Source organism: Treponema peruense (genome assembly GCF_016117655.1).
In the GTDB taxonomy this organism is placed as follows: domain Bacteria; phylum Spirochaetota; class Spirochaetia; order Treponematales; family Treponemataceae; genus Treponema_D; species Treponema_D peruense.
The window spans coordinates 1,443,543-1,458,260 of sequence record NZ_CP064936.1; the positions used below are offsets into that span (position 1 = coordinate 1,443,543).

The 14,718-nt window shown below is 41.3% G+C and carries 11 protein-coding genes; 6 read left to right on the forward strand and 5 right to left on the reverse strand.

Annotation, left to right across the window (positions count from 1 at the left end):
- Window positions 1-10: 10 nt before the first annotated feature.
- From yidC to IWA51_RS06685, 6 genes are all read left to right on the forward strand, one after another.
- A complete protein-coding gene (gene yidC / locus IWA51_RS06660; RefSeq protein ID WP_198441859.1) occupies window positions 11-2,719 on the forward strand; it encodes a YidC/Oxa1 family membrane protein insertase in 2,709 nt (902 codons plus the stop codon).
- Between the two features lie 94 nt (window positions 2,720-2,813).
- Window positions 2,814-4,055, forward strand: coding sequence for a CDP-glycerol glycerophosphotransferase family protein (locus tag IWA51_RS06665; RefSeq protein ID WP_198443680.1), 1,242 nt, complete (start codon window positions 2,814-2,816; stop codon window positions 4,053-4,055).
- The gene (locus IWA51_RS06670; protein WP_198441860.1) at window positions 4,052-5,176 is read left to right on the forward strand and encodes a glycosyltransferase; all 1,125 of its coding nucleotides are present in this window, start codon (window positions 4,052-4,054) and stop codon (window positions 5,174-5,176) included. Before IWA51_RS06665 ends, IWA51_RS06670 begins: the two co-directional genes overlap by 4 nt.
- A gap of 85 nt (window positions 5,177-5,261) precedes the next feature.
- Window positions 5,262-6,335: a glycosyltransferase family 4 protein gene (locus IWA51_RS06675; protein ID WP_198441861.1), complete on the forward strand. Its 1,074-nt coding sequence runs from the start codon at window positions 5,262-5,264 to the stop codon at window positions 6,333-6,335.
- A 59-nt stretch (window positions 6,336-6,394) separates the two neighbouring features.
- Window positions 6,395-7,822: an undecaprenyl-phosphate galactose phosphotransferase WbaP gene (gene wbaP / locus IWA51_RS06680; protein WP_198441862.1), complete on the forward strand. Its 1,428-nt coding sequence runs from the start codon at window positions 6,395-6,397 to the stop codon at window positions 7,820-7,822.
- Window positions 7,823-9,469, forward strand: a complete 1,647-nt coding sequence (locus tag IWA51_RS06685; protein WP_198441863.1) for a BamA/TamA family outer membrane protein — start codon at window positions 7,823-7,825, stop codon at window positions 9,467-9,469.
- On the opposite strand, the gene IWA51_RS06690 is transcribed toward IWA51_RS06685, so the two are convergent.
- From IWA51_RS06690 to IWA51_RS06710, 5 genes are all read right to left on the reverse strand, one after another.
- Window positions 9,466-10,566 (reverse strand): tetratricopeptide repeat protein, encoded by a 1,101-nt coding sequence (locus IWA51_RS06690; RefSeq protein ID WP_198441864.1) that lies wholly within the window; start codon window positions 10,564-10,566, stop codon window positions 9,466-9,468. The two genes, IWA51_RS06685 and IWA51_RS06690, sit on opposite strands and share 4 nt — an antisense overlap.
- Window positions 10,567-10,588: 22 nt before the next feature.
- Window positions 10,589-11,683, reverse strand: coding sequence for a (E)-4-hydroxy-3-methylbut-2-enyl-diphosphate synthase (ispG, locus tag IWA51_RS06695; protein WP_198443681.1), 1,095 nt, complete (start codon window positions 11,681-11,683; stop codon window positions 10,589-10,591).
- 4 nt (window positions 11,684-11,687) lie between these two features.
- A complete protein-coding gene (locus tag IWA51_RS06700) occupies window positions 11,688-12,110 on the reverse strand; it encodes a V-type ATP synthase subunit K (protein ID WP_177528041.1) in 423 nt (140 codons plus the stop codon).
- 74 nt (window positions 12,111-12,184) lie between these two features.
- Window positions 12,185-14,098: a V-type ATP synthase subunit I gene (locus IWA51_RS06705; protein ID WP_198441865.1), complete on the reverse strand. Its 1,914-nt coding sequence runs from the start codon at window positions 14,096-14,098 to the stop codon at window positions 12,185-12,187.
- Window positions 14,095-14,718 carry a V-type ATP synthase subunit D gene (locus IWA51_RS06710; protein ID WP_177528043.1) on the reverse strand — a complete coding sequence of 208 codons (624 nt, stop codon included), beginning with the start codon at window positions 14,716-14,718 and terminating at the stop codon, window positions 14,095-14,097. The genes IWA51_RS06705 and IWA51_RS06710 overlap by 4 nt, the downstream gene beginning before the upstream one ends.

Consider the following 14,718-nt stretch of genomic DNA (forward strand, 5'->3'; position numbering starts at 1 on the left):
GGAGAATTTAATGTCCTTTGCAAATATACTTTATTCGGTAATCCTGTACCCGCTTGTTCAGGTTATAGAAATTGCATTCAAACTTTTTGACAAAGCTTTTTCCAACACAGGAATTGCAGTTATCGGAGTAAGCCTTACTGTAACGCTTTTGTGCCTTCCGCTCTACATTGTTGCAGAACGCTGGCAGGAAACAGAACGCAAAATCCAGCTTAAACTTAAACCCGGAATAAAAAGAATCAAGGAAGCCTTCACTGGTGACGAGCAGTACATGATACTGAGTACTTTTTACGCACAGAATCATTACCACCCTATGATGGCCCTGCGTTCCAGTTTTGGTCTTCTTATCCAGATTCCGTTTTTTATGGCGGCCTATTCATGTCTGTCTTCACTGCCGGCCCTTCAGGGAATGCCGTTTCTTTTTATAAAAGACATGGGAAAGCCAGACGCTGTTTTTTCAATAGGTTCGTTCAACATAAATATTCTTCCTATAGCAATGACTGTAATAAACTGCATTGCCGGAGCCATTTATTCAAAAGGTCACGAACCGCGCGAAAAAGTTCAGATTTACGGAATGGCGCTTCTCTTTCTTGTAATTCTTTATAACAGTCCCGCAGGCCTTGTTCTTTACTGGACGATGAACAACGTTTTTTCACTTGTAAAAAATGTTTTCTATAAACTCAAAAACCCGCTCAAAATACTTTACATTCTTATGTGCTCGGCGATTGTTTTTGTTTCTGTATTCATTATGTTCATCTATGACGGCGGGGCTTCCTTAAAGAAACGTCTGCTGGTCACGATGGCTCTTCTAGCGCTCATTCCTCTTCCAATTTACATAAAGTTTATAAATTTTATTTACAACCGCTTTATGACACCGATTGCGCAGAATTCAGCCCTAAGAATAAAAACATTTATTTTTACAGCCGCAGCACTTTGCATACTGTTTGGTCTTGCAGTTCCTTCGGCCATTATATCTTCTTCTGTTCAGGAATTTTCAAACATTGACTCTTATACAAACCCTGCAGCATTTTTACAGACTTCCTTTTGGCAGAGTTTCGGCGTTTTTATTTTCTGGTCACTTTGTATTTTCTTTCTTTTTGGAAAAAGAATTCAGACTATACTTTGTGCAGTGTATTCAGTTTTACTTTACTGCGGAATAGCTGACGCCTATATTTTTGTAGGAGATTATGGTTCAATGGACGCAACACTTACGTTCATTGAGGGACTTGTTTCTCCTTCAAAAATGTTTATTCTTGCAAACCTTGCTGTTCTTGCAGTTCTGTCCGTTGCGGCAGTATTTGTAATGACACTCAAAAAGAAAAAACTTTGTTCAAGCATTGCGTGCGTTTCCGTTATTGCACTTTCTGTTTTGACATGCATTAATGTATTCAAAATAAATTCAGATTACGCTGACTTTAAAAGAATAAGTGAATCAGGACAATCAGGCGAAACTTTCGGAACAAAATTCAATCTGTCAAAAGAAAAGCAGAATGTAATTATCTTAATGCTGGACCGCGCAGAAAGTTCTTACTTCAACGACATCTGCAAAGATCTGCCGCAGATTGCTTCTGCAATGGAAGGTTTTGTCTTCTACCCAAATACAGTTTCTTTCAACGGGCATACTCTTATGGGTTCCCCTCCACTTTACGGCGGCTACGAATATACACCGGCTGCAATTAACGAGCGCAGTGAGGTTACGCTTAAAGACAAACACAATGAAGCCCTTCTCACACTGCCGCGAATCTTTACCGAACAGGCCGATTTTACAGCAACGCTTTCTGACACTTCATGGGGAAACTACAGTTATGTTTCTGACATGTCATTTACAAAAAAGTACGATAAAATAAACGGAATCAAACTTCTGGGACGCTACACGGGCGACTTCAAGAAAAACTGTCCGGAACTCGAAAGCACTGCAAGTCTTTCAAAAAGCATAGAAAGAAATTTAATCTGGGTTTCAATTTTCAAGGCAGTACCGGCAGCACTCCGCCCTGTTGTCTATTACAAGGGAAGCTGGTGGGCAAGTGAAACTGCGGCTGACTTTGACGAAGTCCTCAACTGGTATTCTGAACTTTACTATCTGCCAAAGATTACAGGTTTTGATTCCCCTACAGGAACACTTTCTGTCATTACAAATGAAGTAACACACAGCAACGAAGACCTTTCTTTCCTTAATCTTGTAGACAAGTCACGTCTCTCATACAAAGAAGAAGCATACTATATAAACTGCGCGGCATTAAGTTCAGTCTGCGACACACTTTCTTACCTTAAGGAAAACGGTGTTTATGACAACACAAGAATTATTATTGTTGCAGATCACGGCGTAGGTTACGGCTCTACGACAAACAAATACTACACAAAGAAAACACAGGTCGCAGGTTACGCAATGGATCACCTTAACCCGCTGCTTCTGGTAAAAGACTTCAACAGCCGCGAACATCTAAAAACAGACAGCACGTTTATGACAAACGCAGATGTCCCGTCTATCGCACTTGAAGGAATTGCAGACAACGCGGTTAACCCGTTTACAGGAAAGCCAGTCAACAGACAGGTCAGTGCAGAAGAAAAGAAAAAAGGAGTGCTTGTTACGGTCGACAACATTTTTATGCCGCACCACAGTTCAAGCAAAAACACATTTACAGTATCAAAAGATTCCTGGTTCAGGGTAAAAGAAAATATCTTTGACTCCGACAACTGGACTCAGGAACAGGCAAAGGAATAAACCAAAAGTGATTGGATAAGAGGTACACAAACAGTGCTGCTTTTATTCAATTAAAGTTTGCGTTGCAAACTAATTTATATTTTTTTAATCAGGACTGATTATGTTACTTTATATAGATCCCGGTACGGGAAGCATGCTTTTTTCTGTTCTCATTGGTGCAGCGGCCACTTTGTTTTTTCTGGCAAAAGCTCTGGTATTAAAACTCAAGCTTATTTTTTCAGGAAGAAAAGGTGAACTTGTAGTCGACAAATCCTATAAGCCGTATGTAATCTACTGCGAAGACAAGCGCTACTGGACTGTTTTTAAAAATATTCTGGATGAATTTGAAAAAAGGCAGACCGAAGTTACATACCTGGTTTCAAAAGAAGATGATCCTGTATTTGCACAGAACTACAAATATGTAAAAACAGAAGTTATCGGAGAAGGAAACAGAGCCTTTGCAAAACTCAATATGATGAGTGCCGGAATAATTCTTATGACAACACCGGGGCTTCAGGTTTACCAGCTTAAAAGAAGCAAAAATGTAAAACATTACTGCCACATACTTCACGCTTCAACAGATGCCACAATGTACAGACTGTTCGGGCTGGACTATTTTGATTCTGTTTTGTGTACCGGCGACTATCAGTTTGAAGATATACGTGCACTTGAAAAAATGCGCGGTCTTCCCCAAAAAGAGCTTGTCACCGTAGGCAGCCCTTATCTGGACACACTGAAAGAAAAAATGAAAAGTATTCCGGAAGAAAAAAAAGAAGCATTTACTGTTCTTGTTTCACCAAGCTGGGGAAAGAGCGCACTTCTTTCACTTTACGGGGAAAAGCTTTTGGACCCGCTTTCACAGTCAGGATTTAAAATTATTGTACGTCCGCACCCGCAGAGCAGAATCTCAGAAAATGATGTTCTTGAAAGACTTCAGAAAAGATATGAGTCAAACAAAAATGTTGAATGGGATTTTGAACGCGACAACATTTATTCCATGAAAAAGTCAGACATAATGATTTCTGATTTTTCGGGAATTATTTTTGACTACACATTCCTCTGCGACAAACCTGTAATGTATGCAGCCGCAGATTTGGATTTAAAGCCTTACGATGCATACGATCTTGACCACGAAATATGGCAGTTCCGCATGCTTAAAAAAATGGGAATAGAAATAAAAGAAAGCGACTTTGCAGACATAAAAAACGTAATCCAAAATGCTACAGACAGTGCAGAACTTTCACACGCACGCGCACAGGCAAAAGCAGAAGCGTGGCAGCATGAAGGAGAAGCAGGAAAGCTTACTGCAGACTTTATGATAAATAAGCTTAACTCCCTTAACGGGGGCAGTCTATGAAAACAGCAATTGTGCATGACTGGCTGGTAAACTACGGCGGGGCTGAACGCGTTGTTGAACAGATGCTTCTTCTCTACCCCGATGCCGACATTTACACACTTGTATATGATGAAAAAAAGATGGGAAAGATTTTTCCAAAAGAAAAAGTCCATACGTCATCGCTTCAGAAAATTCCTATGGCTGAAAAATTATATACAAAGTTTCTAAGCCTTATGCCAAAAGCATTTGAAGAGTTTGACCTTACTGGATACGATCTTGTCATTGCAAGTTCTTCATGTTGTGCAAAAGGTGTAATAACATCTCCTACAACTCCTTTTATTGCATACATTCACAGCCCTATGCGCTATGCATGGGATCTTTACTACGACTATCTTAAAAATTCAGGCCGACTTACAAAGTTTTTCATGAAGCGCTGGATGCCTGACATACGCAAATGGGATTACATCTCAAGCCAGAGAATAGATACTCTTGTTGCCAACTCCTCATACATTGCACGCCGTATAAAAAAATTCTGGAACCGTGACGCGGCTGTAGTTTACCCTCCAGTAGATACAGACAGACTTTCTGTTTCTGATGAAGCCGCAGGTGACTACTTTGTCGTCTTCAGTAGATTTGTTCCCTATAAAAGAATTGATCTCGCAATTTCTGCCTGCGCGCGGCTTAACAAAAAGCTTATAGTAATAGGTTCAGGCTCGCAGGAAAAAGAACTCAAATTACTTGCAGCATCCTGTAAAAATGCAGACATAAAATTTACAGGAAGAATAAGCGACAGTGAAGTTAAGGCATATTTACAGAAATGCCGCGCCCTCATTTTCTGTGCAGAAGAAGACTTCGGCATAATTCCGGTAGAAGCACAGGCCTGCGGAAGACCGATAATAGCTTTCGGTAAAGGCGGTGCACTTGAAACCGTAGTCAATGAAAAAACAGGAGTTTTCTTTGAAGAACAGTCAGTCGAAAGTCTTGTAAAAGCGATTGAAGAATTTGAAAAGCTCGACAAAGAAAACACTTTCAATCCCAAAAAAATCCGTGAACACGCAGAGAAATTTTCTGCAGAAAACTTCAGAAAAAATCTTTCGGAACAAATCAGGTTAACAGAAGATAAAGTCAGGAACTATATATGAAGACCGGCAGAATAGTGCCGTCCTTCAATTTCGAGGAATGTATTTTGAGGATTGTATTTTAAGGATTGTATTTTAAGGATTGTATATGAAAATTGCAGTTGACTGCAGGATGAGCGGTAAAAGCGGAATAGGTACTTTTCTTGACGGAATACTTCCCTACCTTCTCGCAACAGACAATGAGTTTCTGCTTCTTGGCGCGGACAGCAGATATTTTTCCAAAAAGAATGTAAGCTGCATTCCCTGCCCGGTAAATGCATTTTCACTTTCAGAAACATTTTTCTTTCCTAAAAAAATCTCCAGTGAAATAAACAGATGTGATATTTATTTTTCACCTTACTGCAACGTTCCTTCCGGAATCAAAATTCCTGTTTACACAACAATCCACGACATAGTATTTCTGGACATAAAGGGGCTTTCTGGAAAAGCCGGAACCTTCGCAAGAAAAATGTTTTACAAAAGAGCCGTAAAAAAATCCCGTGCAGTGTTCACTGTTTCACAGTTCAGCCGTGAACGCATAATAGAAAAACTTTCATGCAAAAAACCGATTTTTGTAGTCTACAACGGAATTCCTTCCTATCTTCAAAACATATCCAAAGTTCCGCAGGAACAAAAAGATGCGTCAATTATCTTTATAGGCAACATAAAAAAACACAAAGGACTCGGCTGCCTTCTTGACGCACATTTACTTATGCTCAAATCCGGCGAATTTACAGGAAAAGAAAGCCCAAGACTTCTCATTGTAGGTGCACGCGACAACTTCAGAACACAGGATTCATCAATAGAAAAGAAAATCGCGCTTATTGACAGTCTTTACCCCAGCAGCATAGAATTTACAGGTTTTGTAGAAAACGAACGCCTTAAACAGCTTCTGGCAAAAGCACGCGTACTTGTTCAGCCTTCACTGTACGAAGGGTTCGGTATTCCGCCGCTGCAGGCTCTTTTATGCGGAACACATGCAGTTATCTCTGACATTCCCGTCTTTAAGGAAATATACAAAGATTTTCCTGTAAGCTATTTCAGAACAGGGGACAGCAGTGATTTGTACGAAAAACTCAGAAAAGAATGGCTTTCAAAAGAAGAAGTCGGTCCTGTTCCTGACATATATTCTTACAAAAAAACTGCACAACTTGTTTTAAGAGGATTGGCACAATTCAATTAATTGAACATATTAACCGCATTTCATAGACAACAGGCGAAATTTATTATATAATAAATAAAATGTCAGAAACTAATTTCCAGCAGGCTATCCGTGCACAGTATAAATCAACAAGTTCTTTTCTTTCAGGTTTTGCGCTGATGTTCGTAGACGCAGCCGCACTGATTATCTCAATCGGTGCAGGTTTTTTCATAATAAACGCTATTGACCCAAGTTGCATAAACTTCAAGTCTTTTATAAAGTATACCATTTTCTTTCCGTTTATCTTCATTATATTTTACATTTCTAACCTTTATCCCGGAATTCTTATTGCTCCAGAAGAAGAAATAAAACGCTTTTCATTATGCACATTCTGTTCGTTTATGGGTGCTGCAATATGCATGACAACAATAAAAGCAACGCGCGACTTTATTCCAATCGCACTTGCACTTGCAGCGGCATGGCCTGTAGCAACTTTTCTGCTTCCTGTAGGACGCGAAATCGGCAGAAGAATGTTCAGCCGTCGGAAATGGTGGGGTGTTCCGGCAGTAATTTACAGCAAGGGAACAAGGGCAAATGTAATTGTAGACAGACTTCTTTCGCGGCCAAATCTTGGTTACAAGCCTGTTCTTATCATAACAGACTCCCCGCTTCATCAGGAAACATACAACGGTGTTCCGGTAAGGGAAAGAACCCCTGAAGTTCTTGAAACAATCAAAAACCTCAATATCAAAGTTGCAATACTCTGCGGCTATGACAGCAATGTAGAAAAAATCCATACTTATTACAGATACGTTATCCGTGTTCCGCACAACCAGTTGAACACAAACATGTCCCTGCACATGAAAAACTTCGGCGGAATTCTGGGCTTTTCGTTAACAAACTACCTTACAAAACGTAGCTCACTTTTGCTCAAAAGATGCCTGGACATCTTCCTTTGCCTTATTGCAGCCCCTATAGTTCTGCCAGTTTCGCTTGTAATAGCCGTTGCAATAAAAATAACTTCACCGGGACCAATTTTTTACGGGCACAAACGAATCGGAAAAAACCATACCCAGCTCAAATGCTGGAAGTTCAGATCAATGTGCATTGACGCAGACAAAAAACTCAAGGAAATTCTTGCGACAGATCCGGTACGTGCGGCAGAATGGGAAAAAGACAGAAAATTTACCGATGACCCCCGCGTCACAAAACTGGGCAAATTCTTAAGAAAAACAAGCCTGGACGAACTTCCGCAGCTGTGGAACATATTCATAGGTCAAATGTCCTTTGTAGGCCCGCGTCCTGTTACCGAACCAGAGCTTTCAAAATACGGCCAGTTTGCAGACTACGTTCTTTCTGTAAAACCAGGACTCAGCGGAATGTGGCAGATTTCGGGAAGAAGTGACACCGGCTATGAAGAAAGAATTACGCTTGACACATACTATATTCAAAACTGGTCCATGTGGCTTGATATATGGATTATTATAAAAACTATATGGGTAGTAATTAACGGCAAGGGAGCCTACTAAATGATTTGTTCAAAAAAAATCGCTGCAATAATTGCTTTTTTAATGACAGCATGTTATTCCTTCGCACAGGAAGCAACCCCAGAGGAAAGCAAAAACTACAAAATCCGGTCAGTTGAATTCAATTCGCAGGATAAAACAAAAGTTTCGGCATTAAAGAAGAACATAGCAGACATTAACTACGAAAAAATCTTTGCTACAAAGGCTGAATTTGAAACTTATCTTGAAGAAATAAAGCAGGAACTTATAAACACAAGAACTCTCGAAAATATCTCATACAACTATTCCGCCGAATATAATTCTGAATCAGATACAACGCCGGCAGATGTTACCTACACCTTCTCTGATTCAACATCAATTCTAGTATTCCCGAAGCCGTCCTTTGACTCAAACTCCGGTATAGAAGTAAAACTAAAACTCAAGGACACAAATTTTCTGGGACTCTTGAATACACTTGATGCGGATTTCAACATAAATCTTGGAAATGAAGATGCCCCGACTGATTTTTCCAAAGTTACAACAGGAATTAATTATGCCTACGACTACCCTTTTGACATAGGAATTACACAGAACAGCTGGAACAATGACTTCACGTTCAACTGGACAATCGGCAGCGATTCCCCTGAATTTTCTTACGATACCGGCATTACTGTAGGAATCCCGTTCAAGCACAACAAAATAAATTTTTCGCTCACCCAGTCAGTTGTCAAAGAAAATGACTATGCACAATACGGCGACAGCCTCTACTTTACAGAAAAAGCCGCTGTTTCAATGCCTCTTACTCTGGGCTATCTTGGAAACACGACAGAAGTTTCTTACACACCGACCATTCAGATTCTGCAAAGATGGGACAAAGACGGCATAAATGAAGACAACAAGGACTTAAGGCAGACACCGTTCCTTCAGTTAAGCCAGACAATCGGTGTAAGCAAAATAGACTGGAGAAACGACAACAGTTTCAGAAACGGATACTCACTTTCCACAACACAGACAATAGGATGGGACTTTCACTCGACAAGTGTAGATGACATTGTTGTACCGACAGTAGAAGGAACAGCACAGTTTTTCAAAGGCTGGAAATATGCCGGAATCGCCGCACGCGCCACTTTCTATGCAGGAACCAACTCCAATACAAAAATTGGCGGTAAACTAAGGGGCGCTCTTGACAACCAAACTTTTGCAGAAAGCATAACACCTGTAGACGCAGACAATTATGCCCTTGAAACACCAACAGCAGTTGTATTCAATATTGATGTTCCTGTCCACATAATTACAACACACTGGCTTGACTGGAGCCGCGCGCTTTTTGGTCCGTATGAAGAAAAGTCCAAATTTGTCCAGACACTGGCTTACGTACCGCGTAAACTGTTCAAATACCTGGACTTTGAACTGCAGCTAAACCCGTTTATGGACATTGCACTCCTTAAAAACCGCGGAACAGATACTTTCTATGACTACAAGGAAGGCATTTACACGGCAGGACTTGAAGTTCTGGTATATCCTCTAAAATGGAGAAGCTTTGTAGTAAGAATGAGTCTGGGAACAGACATCGGAAGCAAAGTTCTGGACGGAAAGTTCGGAATAGACAACTCATGGCGCAACCCGTCATCCCTTACAGAAATATACTTTGGACTGGGGTTGCAGTTCTAGTCAACAAGTCTTTTCGCTGCTACCTTGCGCCAGTATGGTTCGGGAACACAAACAGAAAGTTCACCATACATTTTTCTGGCAAACAAAAGGTAGCCGGCAGAAGCGGCAGAATCTGCCAGATTAACAAATGCATTCCATACACCGCTCTCATTCCCCCAATTTACAATATCTTCAAAATCAGCACAGCGTACAAATGCATCAGAAAAAGTTGTAAAAGAATAGTCCGTAACCCTTCTTTCCAGAACTTCTTCGAGTTTTGTAACAGAAATAATAGCAGCAAGTGCATTACATCTGAGTGCTTTGACTCCTTCACCCTTTTTTAAATAAAAATCACCAAGTTCAACAAAAGCCCTGAGAGTCTGCGGCTGGCCGGCTCTGTAAAGTTCAAAGAATTTTTTTACGGCAACATCAGTATCTTCAGAAATAATCCTGAGCATGGAACGCATAAAGTTTTCGTCCATAAAGCGTTTGTTGTCTCCTGCAGCAAGAAGAAGATAAGCTTCATAGTCGTCAAAATTACCGGTATCTTTTGAAAGAGATGCCAAATCATACAGAATACCATATTTTTCATCGGGAATATCAAGATTTATGCTGTTTTTTAAGGCACGCTTCAGATAATCAGAAGCAATCGTATATTCCCCCTCGTGAATATAGATATTACCTATAAGAGAGTCGGCTTCGGGATACTGAATGTAGGAAACAACAAATTCAATAAGGGCAGAATATGAATTTTTAAATAAACCTTCACCGAATTTGTCAAAGTAGCGTCTGACAATCTGCAATTCGTCAGTCATTCCGTCTTTTTTGAATACGGCAATAATGTTCGTCAGATTGTCATTTGCCAGGCGCACGGCCTTCTTTTTAAGCGCATTTTCAAGAACATAAGCCTGCCAGGTACATTCCTGTTGTCTTGAAGCTCTGCTTTTTTCTGCATAATTCAGGGCTCCGCCAAAGTCCTGTGCATAAAACAAATCTTTGGCTTCGTTCAAAAGCCGCCAGTCTTCTTCCCCGACCGCAATTCTTCTGGGAACCGACTGGGAAAAAAGAGAATATGCTGTAAAAACTCCAAGAGCAAGAAATAGTAAAATCTTTTTCATAAAAATAGCGCCACCCACACACCTACAGGGATTCAAGTTCCTCCCTGAATACTTTATCGGCATCTTTGGAGTCGACTGTGCGCACTATTTTTCCTTTTTTAAAGATTATGACTTTGTCTTTACCGCCCGCAATACCAAGGTCAGCGTGTTTTCCTTCGCCGGGACCGTTAACGACACAACCCATTACGGCAACTGTAATATTCTTTTTCATACCAAGCAGTTCATTCTGCCATCTGTCTACAAAAGAATGCACGTCAAACCCGATTCTTCCGCAGCGGGGACAGCTTACAATAGAAACACCGCCTTCACGCTTTCCGCATTCATGCAGAATTTCCCTTCCTGCAATAATCTCATTTTCAGGAGAAGAAGAAAGGCTTACCCTGATTGTAGAACCAATCCCTTCGTTCAAAAGTGTACTGAATGCAAGAGTAGACTTTACAATACCGCCAATAAGAGGACCGGCTTCAGTAACTCCAATGTGCAACGGAATATCAGAAACTTTTGCAAATGCTTCATTTGCATCTACAGTCTCTTTTACAGAAGAAGCTTTCATGCTTACAACAACATTTGCAAAATCAAGGGAATCAAAAACTTCTGCTTCCCTTAAAGCAGTCTGTGCAAGAGCTTCTGCACGTGTAAGTTCCTTAAGTTCAACCTTATGTTCCAGATCAGACGGAAGGCTTCCGGTATTTACACCGATTCTTATCGCGCATCCTTTTTCTTTACAGCCGTTAACTACAGCTTCTACACGTTCCCTGCTTCCTATATTACCGGGATTAATTCTTATTGCAGCAACAGGCCCTTTAAGGCATTCAAGTGCAAGACGATAGTCAAAGTGAATGTCTGCAACCAAAGGCATTTCTGTATTGGCAGCAATAAGACAAAGAGAGCGTGCACTTTCCATATCGGGAACGGCAAATCTTATTATATCACATCCGAGATTGCGCATTACGGATATACGCTCCAAAACAGAACGAAGGGCACCGCTATCCCCTGTAAGGTTAGCAATGCCCTCCTTCCACATTGTCTGTATAGTTACGGGATTATTGCCTCCCATAACTACAGAACGTACACCGCAGGCTCCTCCCAGTGTTACAATTCGGGGAGTCCTGTACATAATTTTAGCAGGCAATCATTCCGAATACCATGCTGAACAAAGCGATTGTTTCGCAAAGTCCGACTACCATGATATACTGTGCAAATCCCTTTCCTGTTTCTGCAAGAGCGTCAGAACCTGCAGCTCCGGCTTTTCCCTGAGCAACGGCAGACATACACATAGACAAACCACAGGCAAGTCCCAGTCCAAGAAGGAACAGAGGATCAGCAGTTGAAGTTCTCATTGTATTCATCAAAAGAAAACCGTAAATTGTCTGTGTAAGAGGTGCACCGGCAAAAACAACAAGAAGGAAAGGAGCAGGCTTATTGTTAAGATAACATCTTTTCCATGCTCCGATAGCACCCTGTCCGGCAATACCGATACCAATTGCGCTTCCCATAGCAGCAATACCCATTACAATACCAGCACCAATCATTCCCCAGTTCATAATTACTCCTTACGGAATTTTCCGCAATATTAAATTCTTTTTTTTAAGGCAGACAAAGCCGCCGTATTCACATTTTATTTTTCGCTGAACGGACTGTATTTTGTTCCGCTCCAAGACATACCAAGATGCTGCGAAAATTCCAGCGTATTAAGACGCACACCGTGTACAATAACAGACAGAAGATTCAGAATAATATTGAGTCCGTGTCCGAAACACAAAAGTACAACTCCAAACACAACAATTGTAAGCTTTCCGAACATAGGTCCGGCCATTGTGTTTATGGTACTGCTTATTGCGGCACCGGCAAGTGCGACTGCCCAAAGTCTTATGTAAGATACGATGTCACTGAACACATTTACAATGCCCAGAAGAACGCTGATTATATTCCTGCAACTTTCCAGAACAGAGTCTTTAATACTTCCGCTGTAGTTCGAGAAAATGAAGTTCAGCGCAAAGCCTGCAAGAAGAACAGCAATAGCCACGTAAGGTACAGGCAGGTAATCAACACCAAAGAAATACAGTGTCTCGGGCGTAATTCCAAGCGGATACTTTACTGCGTCTACAACCATATCCATTACAACATAGAACATTCCCCACAATTCCAGCATGGAACCAAGTTCACCAAGACACCTCAGCGAATGCCTGTAACGGATTACGCCTTTAAGATGCGCAATGCTCAGCTGGATAATTGCAAGAATAAAACAGAAAATCTGCTGGTTGGTATTTGCGGCATCAGAACCAATCTTTGCAGCCGAAATTGGGGCAAACGAAATGTCCACCATCCATGAAGGAAGCTTTGAAGATTCTATGCCGAACCATGTGCAGGTAAGGACACCCCATGCCATTGTACATAATCCAAGAAGAAGTACAAGAACGTTAATGGGAGCCAGAGCCTTGCCTGACTTTGCACCCTTTGCCATCATGATAAATGCGATAATGCTTACAAGTGCACCGTAACCCGCATCACCAAAAATCATCGCAAAGAAAATGCAGAAAAACAGAAGGAACCAGCCCGAAATATCATACTCGTTGTATCCCGGTGTAACGTCAAGAAAGTTCGTAAGCGGGTAAATAAGACTTACAACCTTATTGTTCTTAAGCTTAGTCGGAACAGGATCATCTTCGGCAGGATCACAGGATGCCATTGCCCAGCCATACTCAGAGCAGGCTTTCTTAAGGCTGTCCATAGAATCTACCGGAACATAACCTGTAAGCCATGCCAGATTGCAGTCACCGGGTTTTTCAGAAGACTCATGTTCCATTCCGCTACAGACATTTTCAAATTCAATATCAGAAGCAAGCAGGGATCTGTAATTACGGAGTGCATCTTCATACTTTTTTGCAGTAAGAATATCGTGGTCAATTCTGGAAATTTCCTGTTCTGCACTGCGTATACCGTCTGCAAGAGCCTGAGTAGATTCAGCAGGCAGAGGAACAGCGTATGCTTCAGGCGGAAGTCCGGCCGGTCTTTCTTCTACAGGTTTTTCGCTTACCAGAAGAAAACGTGCAGTTTTTGAAACGGTATTCACCAGAACAGTTTTGCACTCTGAACCAATAAGCAAATACTTTTCTGCAGGAATTTCGTACATATAAAGGTACATTCCCTGCGGAACAAAAGACTGCAGCCAGGCAGGATCGACAGCCCCCCATCCGTCAAAGCGCGAAAGTTCAACAGAATCCTGTGACATTGAATCAAACAGGGACTTTTTGCGTTCAGTCAAAGCAACAATTTCTTTTGCCTTTGCAGCCGCTTCTGCCTTGTCAAGCGTTACCTGGGCAACAGGATGCTTTTTTGAAGTCTTTGTTTCTTCAAGAATTGCTATAGCCTTGTCGGTTTCAGAAGAAGACTCCCTGTAGGCAGAAAGAACTGCACTGTTGCCTTCCATCTTTTCCAGATGAACAACACCAAGCTTTCTGAGTTTTTTAAGGGAATCCTTCTTTGTCGAGTCAACAACAACCAGGGAAACCTTTTTCATCTTAACTATCATTGGTCGGCCTCCCCTGAAACGACAGCCGCAGCCTGAAGTTTCTTCTTTGAAATCTTGGAACGGACAACGGCGTTAACCTGCTCATCACCAAGAAAAATTCCTATGCGTTTGATATTCGCTTTTGTTTCAGGAATCTTAACCTTTTCAAAAAGATTTACACGCTGAGTAGTAGTCCTGAGCTCTTTTGACAAAAGTCTGACCTGTTCGTCAAGAACCTCTGCCTCAAGATCAAGTTCAAGGGCTTTTTCCATTCTGTCGGCAGCAAGATCAATCCACAGAGGGGTTGAATACAGATTGTAGTCTCCGCGGCTAAAATCTGCCCCTTCATAAACAGGAATCTTTACTCCGGCAATGTTACCCCAGCCTTTGCGAATATTTTTTACAGTAACCATATCGGGCCTGAATACATCTTTTTCGCCAAAGACAGAAATCCATTTGCGGAAATCTTCTTCGAGCGCAAGTTTGCGGGCCCTGACAGCCTTAGCCTTTTCATCTATAATACGGATTTCGGACTGTAGCTGCTGTTTTTTGAGAGTAAGAGTCGGAAGATAGCGCTGGTACATTTTAAGCGCATCTTTTTGAGTCTTCTGCTCATTTTTTGTCAGCTTTATCTTTGCCAT